Annotated in this window: 12 protein-coding genes; all 12 read left to right on the top strand. The window is 39.3% G+C overall.

All coding sequences use genetic code 11. The annotated features are described in order from the left end of the window. Positions 1 to 63: 63 nt before the first annotated feature. The 12 genes from AC5WJX_RS11185 (at position 64) to AC5WJX_RS11130 (ending at position 21,512) form a co-directional block, all read left to right on the top strand. Positions 64 to 4,881, top strand: a complete 4,818-nt coding sequence (locus tag AC5WJX_RS11185) for a RecQ family ATP-dependent DNA helicase (protein ID WP_494484581.1) — start codon at positions 64 to 66, stop codon at positions 4,879 to 4,881. 221 nt (positions 4,882 to 5,102) lie between these two features. Beyond that, positions 5,103 to 5,366 carry a hypothetical protein gene (locus AC5WJX_RS11180; RefSeq protein ID WP_494484580.1) on the top strand — a complete coding sequence of 88 codons (264 nt, stop codon included), beginning with the start codon at positions 5,103 to 5,105 and terminating at the stop codon, positions 5,364 to 5,366. Continuing rightward, positions 5,353 to 6,000, top strand: a complete 648-nt coding sequence (locus tag AC5WJX_RS11175) for a zeta toxin family protein (protein ID WP_494484579.1) — start codon at positions 5,353 to 5,355, stop codon at positions 5,998 to 6,000. The genes AC5WJX_RS11180 and AC5WJX_RS11175 overlap by 14 nt, the downstream gene beginning before the upstream one ends. A 148-nt stretch (positions 6,001 to 6,148) precedes the next feature. Beyond that, positions 6,149 to 7,030, top strand: coding sequence for a phospholipase D family protein (locus AC5WJX_RS11170; protein WP_494484578.1), 882 nt, complete (start codon positions 6,149 to 6,151; stop codon positions 7,028 to 7,030). A gap of 157 nt (positions 7,031 to 7,187) precedes the next feature. After that, positions 7,188 to 9,161: an McrB family protein gene (locus AC5WJX_RS11165; RefSeq protein ID WP_494484577.1), complete on the top strand. Its 1,974-nt coding sequence runs from the start codon at positions 7,188 to 7,190 to the stop codon at positions 9,159 to 9,161. Between the two features lie 192 nt (positions 9,162 to 9,353). Next, positions 9,354 to 11,531, top strand: a complete 2,178-nt coding sequence (locus tag AC5WJX_RS11160; protein WP_494484576.1) for a DUF2357 domain-containing protein — start codon at positions 9,354 to 9,356, stop codon at positions 11,529 to 11,531. 137 nt (positions 11,532 to 11,668) lie between these two features. Beyond that, positions 11,669 to 12,337 (top strand): hypothetical protein, encoded by a 669-nt coding sequence (locus AC5WJX_RS11155; protein ID WP_494484575.1) that lies wholly within the window; start codon positions 11,669 to 11,671, stop codon positions 12,335 to 12,337. Beyond that, entirely contained in the window at positions 12,337 to 13,206 is an 870-nt protein-coding gene (locus tag AC5WJX_RS11150) for an agmatine deiminase family protein (RefSeq protein WP_494484574.1), read from the top strand. Before AC5WJX_RS11155 ends, AC5WJX_RS11150 begins: the two co-directional genes overlap by 1 nt. Positions 13,207 to 13,690: 484 nt before the next feature. After that, positions 13,691 to 15,694 carry a phospholipase D-like domain-containing protein gene (locus AC5WJX_RS11145; protein ID WP_494484573.1) on the top strand — a complete coding sequence of 668 codons (2,004 nt, stop codon included), beginning with the start codon at positions 13,691 to 13,693 and terminating at the stop codon, positions 15,692 to 15,694. Beyond that, positions 15,694 to 16,668: a hypothetical protein gene (locus AC5WJX_RS11140; RefSeq protein WP_494484572.1), complete on the top strand. Its 975-nt coding sequence runs from the start codon at positions 15,694 to 15,696 to the stop codon at positions 16,666 to 16,668. The genes AC5WJX_RS11145 and AC5WJX_RS11140 overlap by 1 nt, the downstream gene beginning before the upstream one ends. A 1,154-nt stretch (positions 16,669 to 17,822) precedes the next feature. After that, positions 17,823 to 19,901, top strand: a complete 2,079-nt coding sequence (locus tag AC5WJX_RS11135) for a hypothetical protein (RefSeq protein ID WP_494484571.1) — start codon at positions 17,823 to 17,825, stop codon at positions 19,899 to 19,901. 714 nt (positions 19,902 to 20,615) lie between these two features. Further along, a complete protein-coding gene (locus tag AC5WJX_RS11130) occupies positions 20,616 to 21,512 on the top strand; it encodes a helix-turn-helix transcriptional regulator (RefSeq protein ID WP_494484570.1) in 897 nt (298 codons plus the stop codon). The last annotated feature ends 11 nt before the right edge of the window (positions 21,513 to 21,523 follow it).

Raw genomic sequence — 21,523 nt, 5'->3', positions numbered from 1 at the left:
CTGCGTTTTCATTTTCACAAAGGAAAACATTGCAGTTGAAAAATATTCTAAAACGCCTGACCAATGAATTCTATTGCATTCATTGACACTGAGATTGACCCGCGATCTTTAAAGATTCTTGATATTGGCGGCCTTAGGGCAGATGGTTGTACTTTTCATAAAGCCTCGGTTCCTGACTTTATTCAGTTCCTTGATGGAACCCGGTACATTTGCGGCCATAATGTAATCCACCATGACATCAAATATATCGGTCGGGAACTTAATGAAGCTAAGATTTCCGTTCACAATGCCATCGATACTTTATTTCTCTCACCACTTCTATTCCCCTCGAAACCCTATCATGCGCTTCTGAAAGATGATAAACTTCAAACAGAGGATGCAAATAACCCCTTAAACGACGCAATTAAAGCGAAGGATTTATTCTATGACGAGTTAGCTGCTTTTCGGCATTTAGACAATGACCTCAAGCAAGTCTATTACGCATTACTAAATGACAAGAGAGAGTTCCGGTCGTTCTTTCTGTTTTTAGGCTATGTGACTGAGACAGACAATTTAGAGCAATTGATCACACAGCGATTCGGAAATGAAATTTGTTCTGACGTTGACCTGCGAAGCATTATTGTGGAACATCCAGTAGCATTAGCTTATTGTTTGTCCCTGCTCAATTCTTTTATTGTCCACAAAAAAACGTACTCTATTACACCTCCTTGGGTGCTAAAGAATTATCCTGAAGTGGAACGTATCATGTTTCGCCTGCGAAACAAACCATGCTTGAGGGGATGTATATATTGCGATCAAGCCTTGGATGTACATAAAGCACTCAAACGTTTCTTTGGTTTTGATGCGTATAGAACCTATGGTGCTGAACCATTACAAGAAAAAGCGGTAAAGGCTGCTGTAAACAATAAGTCTATCCTTGCCGTTTTTCCGACCGGGGGAGGGAAGTCCATTACTTTTCAGGTTCCTGCATTGATTGCTGGTGAAAATACCAGGGGATTAACAGTGGTTATTTCTCCGCTTCAATCATTGATGAAAGATCAGGTGGATAACCTGGAAAAAGCAGGTATAACAGAGGCGGTCACCATTAACGGTTTGCTCGACCCTATTGAACGATCTAAGTCTGTTGAGCGGGTTGAAGACGGCTCTGCAACCATTCTTTATATTTCACCCGAATCTCTTCGCTCAAGGACAATCGAACGATTACTGCTGGGAAGAAAAATTGTGCGTTTTGTGATAGATGAGGCACACTGTTTTTCTTCCTGGGGTCAGGATTTTAGGGTAGACTATCTCTATATTGGTGATTTTATCAAATCCCTTCAGGAAAAGAAAAATCTGGAGGATGGAATTCCGGTATCCTGCTTTACCGCCACAGCCAAGCAGAAAGTGATCGAAGATATTCGTGCTTATTTTAAAGAAAAGCTTTCCCTTGAACTGGAAATGTTTACTTCAAAGGCTTCGCGTACAAACCTCCATTATAACGTTTTCGAAAAGGACAATGAAGAAGAAAAGTATCAGGCGGTCAGAGACTTAATAGAAGAAAAAAACTGCCCCACCATCATCTATGTGTCCAGAACGAGAAAGGCTTTCTCCCTTGCGGAAAGACTAACTAAAGATGGCTTTAATGCCAGGCCCTACCATGGCAAAATGGAGGCGAAGGAAAAAACTGCTAACCAAAATGCCTTTATCGCAGGGGATGTACCTATCATCGTGGCGACCTCTGCTTTCGGAATGGGTGTCGACAAGAAGGACGTCGGAATGGTGATACATTTTGAGATTTCGGACTCCCTGGAGAACTATGTTCAGGAAGCGGGCAGAGCGGGACGGGATGAGAAAATGTTGGCGGATTGTTTTGTCTTGTTCAATGAGGAGGATCTAAGCAAGCACTTCATTCTATTGAATCAAAGTAAGCTCTCCATAAAAGAGATTCAGCAGGTATGGAAAGCAATAAAGGATATTACAAGGTTCCGGTCCAGCGTATCTAATTCTGCATTGGAGATTGCACGGAAAGCGGGCTGGGATGATGGTGTAGCGGAAATAGAGACCAGGGTAACTACGGCCATTGCTGCACTGGAGGATGCAGGCTATGTTAAACGGGGGCAAAATATGCCGAGGGTGTTTGCAAACAGTATTCTGTCCAACAATGCTCAGGAGGCAATCGATAAAATTCATGCATCGGCACGTTTCGACGATAGGCAAAAGGAAAAAGCTGTCCGAATTATAAAGAAACTCTTTTCGAGTAAAAGCAGAAAGCAAACAAACGAGGAGTCGGCAGAATCGCGCATTGATTACATCAGTGATCATCTTGGAATGCGAAGGGAAGATGTGATCAGAATCGTGACGCTTCTGCGTGATGAAAAGATCTTAGCAGACGCAAAGGACCTTACTGCCTTCATCAGGAGAAGCGAAAACAGAAATAGGTCACTCAGCATTCTTGAAGCCTTTAGTAAGGTTGAAAACTTTCTACTAAACTATCTTCAGGAAGAGGAAAAGATCCTGCATATCAAGGAGCTGAATCAGGATGCAGAGGCACAAGGTTTGGAAGAGGTTAGCACTAACCGGATAAAAACCGTCATTAACTTCTGGGCCATCAAGAACCTAGTTAAACGGCGGAACTTTGAACACCAGAAAAATCACCTTGCGATGCTTTCCCTGCACCCGGGTGAAATACTAAAGGAGAAACTAGAGAAGCGGCATCAGCTGGCTAAGTTCCTGGTAGAATATCTCTATGAGAAAAGCCGGCGCATTACTTCCGAAGATGATAAAGATAAGGAAGAAGTTCTGGTCGAGTTTTCCGTGTTAGAACTGAAAGCTGCATACGAAGGAGAACTGAGCCTCTTTGCATTAAAGATTTCCTTAGAGGATGTAGAAGATGCTCTTTTTTATCTTTCAAAAATTGAGGCAATCAAAATTGAAGGTGGTTTTTTGGTAGTTTATAACCGCCTGAGTATCGAGCGCCTGGAACAGGATAACAAGGTGCGTTACAAGGTAGAGGATTATAAAAAGCTGAATCAGTTTTACGAAAGCAAGATCCAGCAGATCCATATTGTTGGAGAGTATGCTAAGAAAATGATCACTGACTACAAAAACGCCTTGCAGTTTGTGGAAGATTATTTTCAGCTAAACTACCAGTCGTTCCTCAACAAATATTTCCAAGGCAGTCGCCAGAATGAAATACGGCGGAACGTTACACCCGCTAAATTCCGGCAGTTGTTTGGAGAGCTATCACCCACCCAGTTGAAGATTATCAATGATAACAATTCCAGGTACATCGTGGTAGCTGCAGGACCTGGCAGCGGCAAGACCAGAGTCCTGGTACACAAGCTAGCTTCATTGCTTTTGATGGAAGATGTGAAGCATGAGCAGTTATTGATGCTTACCTTTTCTCGGGCGGCGGTTACAGAATTTAAAAAGCGTTTACTGAAGCTTATTGGTAATGCTGCCAATTACATTGAGATAAAGACCTTTCATTCCTACTGCTTCGATTTACTGGGTAAGGTTGGCAGTCTGGAAAAGTCAGATTTGATATTGAAGAAGACGATCGAAAAGATCAGGAACCAGGATGTGGAAGCAAGTCGCATCACAAAAACAGTTTTAGTGATCGATGAAGCTCAGGATATGGATGAGGACGAGTTCCATCTGGTTAAGGCCTTGATGGAGCATAATGAGGAGATGAGGGTAATTGCTGTAGGAGATGATGATCAGAATATCTATGAATTCAGAGGTGCAAGTTCCCAGTTTTTTGAACGATTCCTCCGTAGCAACCACTCCGTTAAATACGAGTTGGTTGAAAATTACAGAAGCAAAAGCAACCTTATAGAATTTACAAATCAGTTTGTCTGCAGCATACAGCATCGCATGAAAGAGACGCCGGTAATTGCAAAACAAATGGATCCTGGGATGATAAAGGTGGTTCGTTACTATGGAGGCAATCTCATTACGCCTTTGATTCGCGACATAACAGGAGCTGATCTAAGAGGTACAACTTGTGTTCTAACCAAAACAAATGAGGAAGCGATGCAAATCACCGGATTGCTGCTGAAGTATAACATTCCTGCCAAATTGATCCAGTCGAACGACAGCTTCAGCCTTTACAATCTGCTGGAGGTTCGGTTCTTTCTACAGTCCTTAAATCTAGATGAGAATACCTACATTATTCCGGATCATGACTGGGAAAACGCAAAGCGGTTGCTAGTCAGGCGGTATCACAGCAGCACTAAACTGGAGATTTGCAAAAATATCATTCGAGATTTTGAAGCGACTAACCCGAAGCGAAAGTACAAAACAGACCTGGAGATTTTTATCCGCGAATCAAGATTGGAAGACTTTTACAATGAGAACGGTGAGGCAATCTTTGTCTCCACCATTCACAAAGCTAAGGGTAAAGAATTCGACGAGGTGTTCCTAATGCTCGAGAATTTCGATGATTCAACCGACGCAGCAAAACGGCAGCTTTATGTTGCAATGACCCGTGCCAAACAAAGCCTCCGAATTCATTCCACCGGCCGTTTCCTTGATAAACTTACTGCCAATAATCTCGAAAGAATGGATGACAGGGAGGGCTACTTGCCTCCCTCGCAGCTGACTATGCAGCTAAACTATAAAGATATCTGGTTGGACTTCTTTATAAACAGGCAAGATCTTGTTTCTCAGCTCATGAGTGGGGAGCGTTTGACCGTGCGTAGTGGTGAATGTTTGAACTCGAGCGGACAATGCGTTCTGAGATTCTCACAAAAGTTTTTGAAGCAAATAGAGGCTTTGAAAGAGAAGAATTACGTTCTCCAAAGTGCCAGGGTAAATTTTATCGTTTATTGGCTGAAGGAAGGAGCGGAGAATGAGGTCAAAATTGTTTTGCCTGAGTTGGAGTTCGGGAAAGTGAATTGAATAATCCACCAGAATATCTAACATTTCTTTTCTGTCGACAGCCATATTCTACGGAGTATTTTGGTTATAAAATCTGCTTGTTGGATTGGCCCGTTATAGACCGATATTATGCACTTTGCGCACCTTGTAACCGAAAATCTAGTTTTAATATCAAAATAGTTTCGGCACTTTATATCCGGCGTGAATATTGTATTTTTACATTTCATCAGCTGCTTACCAGTATGTCAATTTTAGAGTTTGAAACTAAGCGTGAAAAATATTTGATTACCATCAGGAACCTGAGGAAACGTAATTTCAGCAAAGGACTACCATTTCTTCTACTTTCAGAAACGCTGCCAGAAGGACAGGTCTATAAAGAGTTTGCTGATGGTCGGATTGAAATACAGGAAGTTGCATCTGCTGGGAAGGAGTTTCGTACGCGTGTAGTTAAAGTTTTTAAAGGAACGCAGGCAGACGGCATCCGTAAGCAATATGGATTACTCTAAACCAACGCTCTTAGTTATCTCAGGACCAAATGGTGCTGGCAAGTCAACTCATATCCAAACCATGTTACCTGATCCATTTCAAGGAATACTTTCGTTTGATAGGGATAAGACGCGAATATTTTTTGAACTGGAGTTACAGACGGCGGGCGTTCTTGAGATAGAAATAGTCCCGAGTGCTACTCGCATGATGGAAGAAAAGCTTTTTGAGGAAATGAAAGAGGCTATTACACATCAGGAAAACTTTGTATTGGAAACGCCATTGTCGCATCCAGATTACTGGAAATACATAGATATGTTTGAGTCTGCTGGATATCAGGTACAGCTCAATTATCTTTGTTTGGACAAGATAGGGGATTGTATTGGTAGGGTTGAACAAAGAGTTATTGAAGGTGGGCATTCTGTCAGGCCAGATACAATTAAAAGTGTTTATAACGACAATTTAATGCATATCAACAGCCAATACCAAACTTTTACAAGGATAGAACTCTATGATGGAATGGTAGTACCAACATTGCTTTGTAGTTTGGATAATAATATCATTGAATATGTGTCTTCTAAAGCATTAACGAAAACGTGGATCAAAAATGGACTGCCATCATTGTACATGCAGCTCAAAAGTTTCAAGACTAAATAGCTGATCCTTTGAATTCGATATTTAGGAAAAGAGCTAGCAAAACTGGTTTTGTGTTAGTGATGGTGCCAAGCTTTTTACAAGTCTAGAAAGTTCCCTTTCCTAATTTATTAATACATTTACCTATAACTTAGATTTTACTTCTCCTTCTATGGCCCGTTTTGTTCAAGGCGACGCTCTCAATGCTTCGCTCATTAATTTAATTAAGAATGCTGATGAGTTTTTATATTTGATTTCTCCATATATAAAGCTTCACTCAAGAATTGAAGATCAATTGAAACTCAAAAAGGGGATTCCACAATTGCAAATTGTCGTTGTGTTTGGAAAGGCAGAAGAGGGTCAAACCAGTAGAATTTCCGAGAGCGACTTGGCGCTTCTTAAGGATTTCCCTAATATCGAAATCAGGTACAAGAAAAATTTACACGCTAAATACTACGCGAGTGAAGATGGCGCTCTAATTACTTCTCTAAACTTGTACGACTTTTCCCAGAATAACAATATAGAAGCAGGCGTATGGATGGAAACGCGAAAAAGCATAATTGGGAAACTCACCAATTGGAACGAAGACTTGGCGCCTGACAAAGAAGCCTTTGAATTCTTTAAAGATGTGATTGCGACCAGTGATTTGCTTTTTAAAAATGAACCTAGCTTTGACGATGGCTTTGGAATGAGTCATAGCTACCTTAAATCGAAGACTACCGTTGATAATATTGATGGTTTTTTTAGACGGCCGCAGGTGAACGTTTCGGACGTCGCTGGATTTAAATCTTTCGATAGAAGACCTAAGTCTCAAGCGTACCTTCAGCCGAAGCCGCATACAGGATTTTGTATAAGGACCGGAAAAGAAATTAAATTCGACGTTGAGAAGCCATTTTCTCCCGAAGCCTACAAAAGCTGGTCACGATATGAAGACTCGCTGTACAAGGAAAAATATTGCCATTTTTCTGGCGAAGCTTCTAATGGACAAACATCGTTTGCACATCCTGTCTTGAAGAAAAACTGGCGTAAGGCTAAGGATTCATTCAAGTTCTAGCTAGGCTGGCAAGTTGAAGGACGCGAAAGAAGACCTTTCCGTACCTGGAGTTTTTTATCACGGTAAGGTATGATGAGAAGGAATGAGCTGAGCTTTTAAGCGTGATAAGGTGGAAAGCCTCTGTGCTTCCAAAATTGAATAAACTACATACAATACCATGAAGCTAAATGTCACTAGAGAAGCAATATTAGGAGCAATTGACTTAATAGATAAAAATTATAAGCTGTCGAAAGGGAGGTATTCTAGCACGTATGATCTCTTTTATAACGGAAAAACGTATCCGCCTATACTTGTTTTATCAGAGGCAAATAAACTGGTAGGCGGTAAGGAATTGAAACATAATGATTTTAAAAATGTGCAGGAAGCATTTAAGGTGCTTAACAGCCTAGGATTTGAAGTGAGAGCTAAAGAAAGTATGGCCTTGAGGGATATGCTTATCCGATTTTCAAAAATCTATGAGGAAGATCGGAAACAAAAATATAGCAAAAGCTTAGAAAGCTATCAAATTATTTGCGAAGAAATTCCAGCAATACTAAGACGAAAGCTTCAGAAGTTCGAGCTACGTATACAAGGCTCTATTGGGAAAGGTAACTTTGCGAATTATCCTTGGATAGCGATTTTTAATCCTCAAGCCAGCACTGGTGCGACGAATGGCTACTACGTTGTGTTGCTTATCTCTGATGATTTAGAGCGTGTATATCTAACGCTGAATCAAGGTTCGACCCTACAAAGCAAAGAGGATCAACTAAGAAATACAAATCATGTTTTCGACGTTTTAAAGGAGCTTCCTGGTTTTACCAAAGGGAGGCTTCCGGAGAATGGCCTGGTAAGAAGGTTTGCGAATGAGGCCGGCAATAAAACAGGTAAGAAGTACGAAAATACAAACTTGTTTTATCGAGAATATTCAATTAATAATTTTCATGAAAATGACTTTTATGAACACCTAATTATATTGTTGAATGCGTATGAAAAATGTGTTCTTAGATTCGACAAAGAAGAAAGCATGAATAAACAAGGAATAAAACTTTCTACCGACGTACTTACGCAGGATTTCCTTGCAGCCAAGTTAAATTATTCACGGAAGTTTACCCAGCGCTTTGTCGCCTCACTTTTGACCAAACCATTTCTCTTGCTTAGCGGCTTATCGGGTTCTGGTAAAACAAAGATTGCACAAGGCTTTGTACAATGGATTTCAGAAGGGTCTAATCAATACAAAGTTGTTCCTGTGGGAGCCGACTGGACGAACAGAGAACCGCTATTAGGGTATCCAAATGGTCTAGATCCAGACCTATATACAACACCAGACAATGGTGTTCTGCAGTTGATTATAGAAGCAAATCAGAATTCAGCTTTGCCTTACTTCCTGATCTTAGACGAAATGAACTTGAGTCATGTGGAGCGCTATTTTGCAGATTTCTTAAGTGTTATGGAAAGCAAGGATACCATCAAACTCTATACTGGTAAAGAAAGAAAAAGTGCTGATAATCAAATTGTCCCATTTGAACTTAGCTGGCCCAGTAATCTGTTTATAATTGGTACCGTGAATATAGATGAAACAACTTATATGTTTAGTCCTAAGGTTTTGGACCGGGCGAACGTCATAGAATTTCGGTTGACTAGTGAAGACCTTAATACTTATTTGGCAAGCCCTTCTAAGCCAAAGCTTGAGACGTTAGTTGGCAAGGGTTCGTTGATGGCGGCGAACTTTCTTGAAATGGCTAGTAGTACCGACTTGATTATCCTTGGGGAAACTTCTAATGTGCTATCTGCCTTTTTCATCGAATTGAGGGCGGTCGGTGCTGAATTCGGTTACCGTACAGCTAATGAGATTGTCACCCTAATTACTAGGTTGGATAAACTAGATCCAAACTTAAGTAAAGACGAGAAAATCGATATCTCCGTGATGCAAAAACTCCTTCCAAAACTACATGGGTCTAGAACCAAAATTGTTAAGGTGCTTGAATCCATACTAAAGCTCTGTTTGGTCAATGGCAATTCCTTCAAAATCGAAGATCTGTACGCGAGAAAATTTGAAGATACTGAGATACGCTACCCTATCTCTTTTGAAAAACTCTCCAGGATGTACGCAAATGTGATTGCAAACGGCTTTACGAGTTACGCAGAAGCTTAGACAATGGTAACTGAATCATTAATCATTTCATTAGAACATTTAGAAGTAGGATTAACACTCGAGATAATTCCCGACAAAGGTTCCCATTGTAGAATTGTTAGTGCTTTAGAAGCCATTGAACACGGAGAATGCATTTACCAGATTTTCGAAGGCCATTCATATGAATATGAGTTTGTTGGTAGTGAAAAATACATGCTCTCTGCCATTGTAGACGGGATAGTAGTACCATCGAGGCGAAATACCGCCCGTGGCAGGATCTTTCCGAATATCTACGTCGGCACGTTAAAGCTGCTGGTAACTGATACGCTTAATCATCTTGAAGTTGATGAACTGAGCCTGGAAGTCATCGCAACTAAATTTGATCAGTCTGTAGATAATAGCTACCGGTCTAATTATCGCAGAATGCTAGAAGACATAACGGATAAGTGCTCGGAGTTGCTGATGCAAACCAATGCTCCAGTTTACCAAAACTTTGAAATAGATTACGGCAAGGAAAGTAAGACAATATATCAACGGTTTGCTTTCGTAAAGTCAATTTTGTATACCGACGAATTTGAAGGTGCCATTCTTAAAATATTTAGCAATCCTTCAACAATATGGGAGCAAGAGCACATACAAACAGATATTGGTAGATTAAAGCGGCTTGATAATCAAAGCATAAAGCAGCTAGCAAGTGGCCGTGTTCGAGTACCTGTCCCAAGATCTACTACCATTCATAAATTAGGTATCACGTCGGTTAGTGAGAAAATACAAACATCCCGCAAAATTGAATCTGTTGATAACGCTGAAAATAGGTTTATAAAGCACACTTTAAGTACATTTCTACAATTCACGGAGTCGTGTTTGAATATTTTTGAGAAAACTAAAATGGATCGGCCTACAATTGAGGCTGGGCAAATGGTTGCTAAATTAACAAGGTTTTTGGGACATCCATTTTTCAAGACCATTCAGCCTCCTAGGACCTTGAAATTGAATAGTCCAGTATTACAAAAAAGGGCTGGTTACCGCGAAGTTTTAAGTAGATGGCTTCAATTCGATCTTGCATCTAAACTGGTTTGGAAAGGAGGGGACGACGTATATGAGGCGGGTAAAAAAGACATTGCAACACTCTATGAATATTGGCTGTTCTTCGTCTTATACGATCTCGTTTATGACAAGTTTGCTGTTCAAGCTATGGGATCCAGAGCAAATCCTTACGGTGATCTTATTGAGTTGACTGCCGATGGCCTGAATTTGAAATTAAAGTCCGGAAACTATCAAGTTATTCAGGGTTCCTGCGAACGTTACCATAGAAGTCTATCTTTTAAGTTTACCTATAATCGATCGTTTAAGGGAAATACCAGCTATGCTGGTCAAAAAGCCGGCAGTTGGACCACAACGTTACGTCCAGATTATACCCTATCGTTCTGGCCAGCGGTTTTCTCAGAATCAGAAGCTGAAATGGAAGACGCAATAGTTCACATTCATTTCGACGCAAAATACAAGATCCAGGATTTTAATAGAGAAATCCTTCGTCCGGAAGATAGCAATGAGGAAGCCTTGAACATCATTGCTCAGGAGGAACGGAAGGGTACCTTTAAGAATGTTGATTTATTGAAAATGCATGCTTACAAAGATGCTATCCGTAGGACTGGTGGCGCATACATTCTGTACCCTGGGGATAGATCAACCCAATTTAGAGGCTTCCATGAAATCATTCCCGGATTAGGTGCCTTTACAATAAATCCATCTTTAACAAATACCGGAGTAGGTGAACTTTCGTCATTCCTGGATAAAGTGATTGAGAATTTACTCGACCGTACGAGTCAGAGGGAACGCATCGTAAACAAAAACCATCAAATACTGAAAGATAGAGGTTCAGCTTATGAATCTTCACATATTAGATTGCCACAGCAATTTGATAAACATAAGCTGGACCTTGACGAGACTTACGTGCTCGTTGGATATCTAAAATCTGAACGTCATACAAACTGGTGTATTAGTAACGGGCTCTATAATTTCCGGATGAATGATGCGAATGGATCACTGGTCTTAAGCAAAGAGATGGTAAGCGCAAGCTACCTGCTACTTAGAGAATATGGTCAGACATACGCCGACAAGCTGTTTCGAATAGTGGGCAATGGACCAAAGGTATATTCAAAAAGCAAGTTGATTGAGCTTGGGTATACATCTCCTTCAAAAGAGGAATACCTCGTATTTGAGATTGAACCTGTTGTTGAACCGGAGCTTCTAAGCATAAAATGGAACTATAAGGAACTGGAGGAGTTTAAAGCATTGATGGATGGTAAAGGTTCTATTTATGAGAAAACAGGGAAGCCCTTAATTACATCTTTTAAGAGGTTAGTTCGGGTAGGGGTGGAAAGCGGCTAGACAAGGCTCTGTCCATCGTGGCGATGACATTAGTCCTACAACCTACTTACTACAAATGATGCTAATTTTATGCTATCTGTTCCATTCGGAAACGTTCCTCATTAGTATATTAGCACTTCAGATACTTCAGAAACAATATGATTAATTTAGAAATTAACTGCTTCTCGTCAGAGACAATCGATCAAAGCATTGATGATATCGCTGATAAATTGTTCAAAGATTTTAAACTCCAGGTGAATGAAAGCTTCTATCGGCTAATAGATCTGGAATTTTATTACTATGCAGAAGGGCTTCACGAGGACGTCTATGCACATCAGCACCAGGCACAGCTTGAAAGTGCTAAGTGGTATTTCCATGGATCTGGCATAGATATTACCTTCGGCAATGGAAAGCATTTCGGAGGCATCCTCATTCGTGCAATAGCCAAGGTTTCCCCCGAAGGAGAGAAAAGCAAATATTTCATTGAAAAGGAAATTCACGGCCCTTTAAACGTGAAGACTGAAATTTGCAAAAATTTAAAGGGGGTTTTTGAAGATGCGGATAATGTCTTCCGCTTAGTTGATATTAGTAGAGATAAACACGGTGCTTTAATGATAGAACCCGAATACATTATCAATACTCGTCGCATCGGCTTAAATCCGGATAAAGAAATCACAGATAAGTTCTTTTCCAAAAAGCACCGGTTCGTTATTTTTCCAAACCTTAAGCTAAAAAACAAGACTCAAATTGCGTTTGATATGAAAGCGAAGTATCCGGACTTAGACGATGCTGCAATCAATAAGGCAATGGGTTCAAAATTCCTTTAGTGATTACAGACGCACAGACCAATACTCTTTTTCTTGCTGATGTTCTTCCTCAAAAATTTCCTGGCTTCTACTCGGAATTGGAAGTTCTATTGAAAAGACTTCAGGTCAATTTTAAATTTCTACCACATTCAAAGGATATTTGGGCTGTAGACTATATGCCGGTACAAATTGATCAGGATGAATTCGTGCAGTTCATATATAATCCGGATTATCTTCAACCCAGGAAGTGGCATAAAACGATATCAGATGCTGCACAGATTGCTGAAAGCTTGAGCATTCAAACTAGGAACTCCAGAATTATACTCGACGGGGGAAATGTTGTGAATGCAAACAACAAGGTGATCTTGTGCGATAAGATCTTAAAGGAGAATAGGTCATTTTCGAGCCTCGAATTGATTTCTGAATTGAAGAGCACTTTTCGTGTGGACGAGGTATTTTTGATACCCCAACAACCTGGTGACTTTATCGGGCATGCTGATGGGATGATTCGGTTTGTTGATGACAATACGGTTTTGATCAATAACTACTCCCGAGAGAAACCAACTTATCAAAATGCTGTAAAGACTGCGTTGAAAGCTACCGGCCTAAATTGTATTACCCTACCGTACAATCCATACCAAAACAGGACGACCACGCAGGCAAGCGGCATTTACATCAACTATCTACAAATGGAAAAGGTTATTGTGATGCCAATCTACGGAATAAAGGAAGATCATGAAGCATTTAGGGTGATGGAGGCTATGTTTCCGTATTCTATTATTGCAACAATTGACTGCAATGATATTGCAGATCATGGTGGCGTGCTGAATTGTATTAGTTGGAACATATATGTGCCAGGGGATGAGGTACTTTTAGGCACAGCAGATTGATGCAGTGCCATTAATAATTTCGACACGACTTAAAGCGTCTAAGCCTTTCCGTCCCCATTTAATTCTTTTTCCGTAGAAATACGGTGAGAAAATGTCAAGTTGATTCTCATCAATGTAAAATATTATTTCTAGATTTGAGAACGTACAACCCTAAATGTATGACGCTTTCACATTCTCCTGCATCAAATGCAGAATTCTATAATATGGCTAATTGCGAGATTCCCCTTGGGTCATTCTCTGCCATTTTCAATTCTTTTCGTTTTGACAGTTCTCAGCATTTGCTTTTAAAAGAACCTTATTCTATGAAGCTGTTAATAACCGAAAGAACTGTGTTGAAAATTGATGCTTCATTCCATTTTTAGGTTTTAGCTTTTTACCAAATCACAACAGAAACAAAGAATTAACTGGCACTTAGCAGGTGTAATGGTGACATGTTGATTAAAGAATTATTTAAAGCACTTTAGAACATACTAATATCAATCCCATGGCAGAGCAAGAGGAAATCGATCAGCAAGTATTGCACAATAACAAAGAAATTTTCGCACGGTTTGAAGCGGAACTTAAGTCGGCAAAAATCGAGATTCTAGCCGCTGTCGCTTGGTTTACAGATGAGGAACTATTTAATATTCTTCTGGGAAAGTTGAAGGAGGGGGTTCTTGTTGAAGTTATCATTGCTGATAATTCTGAAAACGAAAAGCTTGATTTTTCAATCTTGACGGATCGTGGGGCAAGCGTCCTTAAAATAAAAAATGTAGGCTATGGGATAATGCACCAAAAGTTCTGCGTCATTGACAAACGACGGGCATTACACGGATCCTATAACTGGTCAGTAAATGCGAAAAATAACAACCATGAAAGCATCATTGTCACTGATCACAAAGATACTGTACAAAGTTTAATCAGCAATTTTGAAAATATGAAGGAAAGGGCTGCGACAATAGCAGCTGGGGGTGACCCTAATGCCGTCGAACAACCCTTTACTGCTTCAAGTCGGGACAAAAGAGAAGACAGCCAGGTGGTTAAATCTGACTATGAGAAGGTGCTCGACTCTATGATCGCTGCGGAGGTTAGTTCATTCAATAGGGAGGGATTGCGAAAGCAAGGCTATGATCGGGCTCAGGCCAATAATGGGGATCATCAAGTATTATACAAAGCTTTAGACACCCTGTATAATGGGTTTATAAATGATATCGATGTCATTGAAGATAAAAAGAGACGGCTACTTGCTAAGATTGACGAACAAAGGGCAAAGGCAGAAGCCCAACTTAAAGAGAAAAGCGACCTGCAGCTAGAATCAATTACGCAGGAGTGCGAAATCACTCAAAATAATTTAAATAACAAGATTGTTGGTTTAAGATCAGAAATCTTGATTACGCAATCTGCTATTTCTGATTTGAAAGAAAATCGGGTACCTGCGTTGAAAAGTAAAATTGAGGTAATCGAAAATGTCATTAAGGAATCACTGCTGGAGTTTGTAAAGCCTGGAATCAAATGGTTCGAGGTTGTTTTTACATCTACTTTCGGAATTGCTTTATTCCTGTATGTCTTAATGTTCTACTCCTCAGCAGCCTATATCCTGCTTTATAGTGAGGAGGACGCCATTATCACTCAAAAAACTTCTGCAGATCCGATAGCGCCGCAAGTATTCGACCCGAATGCGATAAGTAAAGCATACGACCATGGCGGCATGGCAGTGCTCTTTGTCTTATTATTTGTGTTTGTGCCGCTTGCATTTGCCATTATGAAAAGGCTTCTTCCAACAGATTATAAGCCCTGGTTGAAAAGAACGTTGAGTTACGTAGGAATAGCATCAGTAGATACTTTTATAGCAATAAAGGTAGCCCGTTCCATTCAGGAAATAAAAAACTTGACTGAACTTGATCCTGTTCAGTGGCGTCTAACAGATGTTTTTACAGATATTAATTTTTATCTGGTGTTTGTTATGGGGGCGGCGGGCCTGATACTTTTTGACCTATGCTTTGAGAAAATCCATCTCTTTTTTGAGGAGCGCAATCCTGATGTTGCAAGACAGAGAAACAAACTTTTTATCTCACAGAAAAAGGAAGAGATCGCCGCCATTGTGCAGGAACTTACTGAGGTGAATTCAGAAGTACGACAAAGAGAGCAGGAAATCATTAACAAAACAGGTCAAATTACAACTGCGGAAAACGAGCTTGGAAAGCTCCCGTTAAAGAAAGCTTCACAACTTGAGAATCGTAAAACGGACTTGAGAAATAAACTTCAAGTAATACAAACAACAACAGATATCTATAAAAGCCACATTGAAAATGATAATGTACCAGTTTCAATAGATGCTTTGAAAGACAGGATCAATGTTTTCCTGGAAGGATGGAATGATTTCCTCCATATGGAATATTCGATTAATAAAGCGACTGAAAAATCAGCAGTTGCGACGGAAGTAGCAGTAGCTTGGGAACAAAGGAAGTTAAATAACAGCAGTATTGACGCTAGAGTTAAAGTAAAATAATGAATAAATCACTACCAATTGTTCTCCTATTTGTATTTAGTTTATTGGGTTGCTCAAGTGACGGACAAAGAGATAAAGAAGCGGCCGAGAAAGAGAAAGTTGCCGATTATACAACAAACCATTTTAATGTAACCATTGCTTCAGATTTATCAAACAGGATCAATACAAAGCTTTACCCTAAAGCAATTGCTGATTCTGTAATTGTAAACTTAGTTGTTGATAACGTCTACCCACGGATACTGAAACATAAGCGATCAATGAATCAACTTGATCAATTTAGAGTCGATTTTATCAATAAGCAACAAATTACTGCTTATAATATCAATACTGATAAACTTCAATTAGACTTCGCTCGCTTTGGGAATAAACAACAAGAACGGATCGGATATCTAAAGAAGGGCTTTGGAGTTGACAAAGATGGTTTTAAGAAGGAATTCGCAAGAACTTACGCCAGTGCTCTAACAAAAACCTATGGTTCTGACATATACACATATTTACAACAAGGCATTGATGAGGCTGTGGTAAACACACATACAAGCACGGGAAAAACTGGAAATAAGAGCTTCAAAAACCAATATAGGAATACCCTTATTTTAATTACGGATGGATACATAGAGGCAGGTATATTTGGCCAAGGCTATGATTTAAGTGGGAAGAAGATAGCAGCATTCAGGAAGTCTTTCTTGAACTCAGGAGAGAAAGATCTTTTAACGTTCTACAATAGAAATCCGCAGCATCATATTAAGGCGCTTAATAATCCGTTGTTAAAAGACCTGGAAGTGCTGGTACTTGAGCTTTACGACCGGTCAGAAGGTAAAAGCGGTGCTACTGTTCATCCAACAGATTTTGAAATCATAAGGATATTCTGGAATGATTGGCTTAAGAGATCTGGTGCAAAGCGTGTGGAACTTAGGCCCAAGTTTTCGAATAAGCAAGAGGCGGGTAAAGTTATAATGGAATTTTTAGGGGTTTGAAGTTGAGTTGCTTCTGACGGTGTCCTTATGAATTGGCTTGGAAAGAAAATATCCGATTTAATTAACTATGGGGTGGAATATGTTATACTTTGAACTTAAGGTATTACAACCGTGTGCCGTCTGTTTTAAAGCGGAAACCTTCTTTTTCACTAAGTAGTTATGAAGCCTCCATAAATCTTGTGCTTCCAACGATTAAAATTGTTATCTTTCGAAATTGATTAAAGCCCTGAAGCTGCAAAGCTTCTCGTGTTCTTATCAGACGATTATATTATTTACGCTCAATTCATGAACAACATCATTGATTAACTACGTCATCTTATTGGACTTAATGCAAAGATCATTAAATCCATTAACAATCGTTTCAGAGTCAAAAACAAGTCGACAATATTCGTGGGCTATCCATCAGGAGGTAATTAGTTTATGCCACAATACTTCAAAACGTAATCATGGATGCCGTTAACAGGTTTAGTTAGCTAAACGAGATAAAAGATACTGTAGAAGTGCCTTGACTAGGGAGGATTTAACCGGTGGCGTTTCGACTTAAAAGCCATTTTTATTTTGTAAATGAGGAGTCCATAAAGCTTTTATATAGTCAAATAAGATGGATAAAAATGTGCATATACATTCAATACAATTATTCATTAGTGCAGGGCTGAGAACATTAAATTAATTGTTTGCGAACAGTACTATATGGAAAACGGGGAAGCTGAAAACCGATAAGAGTAAGCTCAAATTTAATTTTCTAATTAACATGTCTAAATTTTATTGTCAGTGCTGTGGAACAGACCGCTCAAGTGTTTCTAGCCTTACAAGTTCTACTTGTAGTAAAAACCCAAATGGAAAGTACCATTTACTCTACGAAGGAGCAGAAAAATCAAAGTATACCTGTAAATATTGTGGAACAGACCGTTCAAGTTTATCCAGTTTGACCGGATCAACATGTAATAAAAATCCCAGCGGAAAGTACCATACACCCATGCTTTAGACTTATACATTTAAAAAAAAAAGTCCAATAATAATTTGCAGTCGAGATTTGTGTTGGGTTTGATTGATAAATGAGATTTTCGTTAATATTCGAGCAACATCAAGGACACTCAGCACATTTCAATGACCAATTGAGTAATACATAAATCTGAATTTTAATAAATAAATTAATGAAGTTTCGAGATAGCATTATAGATTTAGTTTCTAAAAGTAATCTACAGCATCAAAATGTTTACACCAACAAAGGGTCGGGTCTTGAGAGTATAGATAAGGCGCTATTATTTAAAATAAGAAAGTTGCATAACCTTCCTAAAGAGGCAGAAATATTTCGCGCTTATAGTGCCCAGCAATTTAAACCGGGTTCTTTTTTTGAAGCTGAAAGAACCTTTTATCATAGTGTTCTTGTATTAGAATCGGGTTTATCAATTATTAAGATAGAAGAAACTACCGGTTGGGCGAAGGCAGAAGATCTGATTATAGATTTGTTGTGGAGTGACTTCGATAGCTTGGAAGTGATCAAAGAAAACTTGAAAGATGATGAAGGTAAACCGATTACGGTGCGAAGCATTCGGTTTTATTTTTCAGAAGAAAGTAACTTTTTAGATGTTCCATTAGAGCTGTTCGGAAAGTTATCTACTAAGGCTGAAGCTGCGGATGTTTCAAACTTGATACTCGAAATACTTCAGGCCTATGCAGCGGACGTTTCTAAAAGTGATCAAAAATCTTCTGAAATTCTCGAAGATATATCTAATAAAATCAATGCTTCTGAGTACAAGCTGGCTTTAGATACCATAAACAAACACTTTGATTGGGAATTGCTACTAAAATCCAAAGAAAGAATATTCTTTGATTTAGCTGACTTCAAAGTTAATGCATTAGAAGGACTGCAGTTGTATGATGACGCGGTAAATGTTGTAAATGAAGCCATCAAACGTTGCGATTCCGCGCCGGATCCCGAAAGTTGTAAGTCTCACTTTTATGGGCTAAGAGGTAAATTAAACGAACAGCTAAACAAATACAATGTTGCTATTCAAGATTTTGAATATGCATTACTCAGCTCACCTGAGTTAAGTGAAAAGACTGCATTTAAGAAGAGTCAGCAATCCGCGTATAACATGCTAAAGACCAATTTTTCTCAGATAAGCTTTGATCATCGCAGAACTATCCTGATACATGATGAGGTTAAATCAACAGAGTTAAATGACTTCCTTGTATTAGATAGGAGCAACTTGCCTCATGAAATTGTCTTTCCAATCGGGCATCCAAAGGTAAACGAAGTTTATGTCGCACATCCATATATGCACAATGTTTATACGCCATATGCAACATATGATGCTTCTGTTTTTGATATTAAATTTGAGGAATTTTCTTATTTCCTCCAATGTTTAGGCGCTAAGTCGCTGAGGATAGAAGTCCTGAAAGGTAAAGACTTAAAGACAACGAATAGTCGTGATGTTAAACTAGAGGCATCGGCTGAATTTGGTAAAAAGGCAGTTAAGAATAACTTAGATGTAGCGTTGGAATTAAGCGGTAATCAGGAAGAAAATACAAGATCGGTGACATCAAGGACAAGAACTCAGGTTTATAGTCCTACTAAAAAACCATACGTCCCAAAGGATTTAGTATGGTATGCAAATGAACCATCATGGCAACGTTTGTATCAACAAAGGGTAAATGGTAATATTTTGCTACATGAAGATCTCATAAGTTCCAAGAACTCTCATTCTATTAGCAAGGCTGACGAGAGAAAGTTAAGAGTAGCATATAAAAACTTTTTTACTAACATAAACGTCAACGCTGAAGAGTTAGTTGAGAATACATTTGGCGAAACTGAGTCTATAGAGTGGAAAGTAACTGTCGAATTTGAATCGATCGAGAATCTGAACGATATTCATTCGGATCCTACTAATGACAGAATTGCACTGAGCAATAATACATTAGATGAATACCTAGATGAGGTCAAATTTATGTTAGAAGATGATGGTAAGATAGATGATAAGGAACGTTCAATTCTCGAGAGAATGAGGATGAAAATGGGAATTGATAAAGAGGTGGCTATCTCATTAGAGAACGATTTTTTGTCATCATCCGGCTTGAGTGACGATGAAAGGGAATATCTGGAAGAATATTGTGAACTGCTCCAGGAGGGACCTATCGAGGAAAAGGAGCGGAGGGTTTTGGTCCGCTTTGCTAGTAGATTAGGTTTATCCGATGAGCAAGTACTAAAACTAGAAAGCCTTAACTACTAGTAGTGGCTTAGTAAATTGTGTCCTGCGGGGTGTTTTTTAACACCCCATAGGGCTACAGTATAATTTCAATTTGATTGTGTTTCATTCCAAATCAATTGTGTATGAGTAAGAATTTACAACTCCTGATTTCCATTCTGTGCATTGTTATTTACCGAGAACATTATTCCGTTGAAGTTTATCTCGCTGTGATTGGTTGAAATATCATACCTGAGGCCTGCAAGTTTTGCGCCTTAGAAAGTGTAACATTAAAATACGGTTGGTGTCTTCCCTTTCTCATGAAATTGTTTAAGACTTCGGCTCCAAAGGTGATTCCCGAATTTGACTACGATATCCAAGCGCGCACAAGGTTCGGGGAGAAGGTGCTATAAACTGATTTAAAGCAGTGCCAATTTTAGCTCGCGTGTTGGAGGAACATTCGATTTGGTAAGCACGAATACTATCGGAAATATTGCCCGTGACGCTTTTATAAGTGAGATTTTATAATATAACTATGGTTCAAATCTCCTGTTCGAGCAGCCAGATAAAAAGAGATCTGCGCAGACCAGCATCTAAATCTTTACACAAGAAATGTAGAGGTGCATACACTCGTCGGTTTGTTAATATTAGACTACAAGAGTAGGGGAAAAAGCAGAGCATTAATTTTTGTATGCTGGCTGCCGAGCAGACATAGATTGTCTACCTAGAACCTTTATTTTGTACACAAGAAAACCAAATATGTCGAAAAGAGAAGCGCTTACCAGGTACAGTATCATTATTCAAACGCTCCGGAAGTCACCAGCTAGTTTCAAGGAAATTGCAGCAGTATTAGCTCGTGAATCAGAAATACAGGAGTATAACTTCAACATATCTAAGAGGACATTTGATCGAGATATTGAAGAGATCTTAAGCTTGTATAGGATAGAAATTTTGTACGACTATTCAAAAAGAGCATACAAAATTGTAGAACTGGAGGACAAAGGTTTCAACAACAGAATGCTGGAAGCTTTTGACACCTTTAATGCACTTAATCGAACATCTTCAGTTGCCAGGTACATTCATTTCGAAAAGAGAAGACCCCATGGAACAGAACATTTCTATGGTATTCTTCACGCTATTCAAAATACATTGATGATCAAGTACGGATATCATAAATTTTGGAGTGATGATTTCTCTACCAGGATGATCTCACCCTATGGACTAAAGGAATTTAGGGGTCGATGGTACGTGATCGGCAAAGATGAGCATGATGGATCCGTTAAGACCTTTGGCTTAGACCGAATTTCTAATCTCGAGACTACTAAGAAGCGGTTCACTTTTCCAGAAGATTTTGACCTTGATGCCGTATATCAACATTCCTTTGGAATCATCGCCCCATTTAATGGTGTTATGGAGACTGTAATACTTTCCTTTGAACCAAAGCAAGGCAAGTATTTGAAAAGTTTCCCCCTGCATAGTAGTCAGAAAATTATTATCGATAACGAGGAGGAACTTAGGCTAAGTGTCGAGGTGTATGCTACCCATGATCTGGTTATGGAAATACTGTCCCATGGAAACCGCATAAAGGTTTTAGCTCCTGCAGGATTAATCTTGGAGGTTCAGCAAAATGCACTGGCTGCTTCACCGCAAGCTTAATCTTTTACTGA

The organism is Pedobacter sp. NEAU-ZC8, from assembly GCF_059278965.1.
The sequence above is the reverse complement of the archived record's forward strand: the minus strand, read 5'-3'. Positions and strand labels throughout refer to the sequence as shown.

Bases quoted from the DNA above. Each gene is read 5' to 3' on its own strand.
- AC5WJX_RS11180 (WP_494484580.1), top strand. From the start codon at position 5,103: ATGTCAATTTTAGAGTTTGAAACTAAGCGTGAAAAATATTTGATTACC.
- AC5WJX_RS11165 (WP_494484577.1), top strand. From the start codon at position 7,188: ATGAAGCTAAATGTCACTAGAGAAGCAATATTAGGAGCAATTGACTTA.
- AC5WJX_RS11160 (WP_494484576.1), top strand. From the start codon at position 9,354: ATGCTCTCTGCCATTGTAGACGGGATAGTAGTACCATCGAGGCGAAAT.
- AC5WJX_RS11155 (WP_494484575.1), top strand. From the start codon at position 11,669: ATGATTAATTTAGAAATTAACTGCTTCTCGTCAGAGACAATCGATCAA.
- AC5WJX_RS11185 (WP_494484581.1), top strand. From the start codon at position 64: ATGAATTCTATTGCATTCATTGACACTGAGATTGACCCGCGATCTTTA.
- AC5WJX_RS11175 (WP_494484579.1), top strand. From the start codon at position 5,353: ATGGATTACTCTAAACCAACGCTCTTAGTTATCTCAGGACCAAATGGT.
- AC5WJX_RS11145 (WP_494484573.1), top strand. From the start codon at position 13,691: ATGGCAGAGCAAGAGGAAATCGATCAGCAAGTATTGCACAATAACAAA.
- AC5WJX_RS11130 (WP_494484570.1), top strand. From the start codon at position 20,616: ATGTCGAAAAGAGAAGCGCTTACCAGGTACAGTATCATTATTCAAACG.
- AC5WJX_RS11140 (WP_494484572.1), top strand. From the start codon at position 15,694: ATGAATAAATCACTACCAATTGTTCTCCTATTTGTATTTAGTTTATTG.
- AC5WJX_RS11170 (WP_494484578.1), top strand. From the start codon at position 6,149: ATGGCCCGTTTTGTTCAAGGCGACGCTCTCAATGCTTCGCTCATTAAT.
- AC5WJX_RS11135 (WP_494484571.1), top strand. From the start codon at position 17,823: ATGAAGTTTCGAGATAGCATTATAGATTTAGTTTCTAAAAGTAATCTA.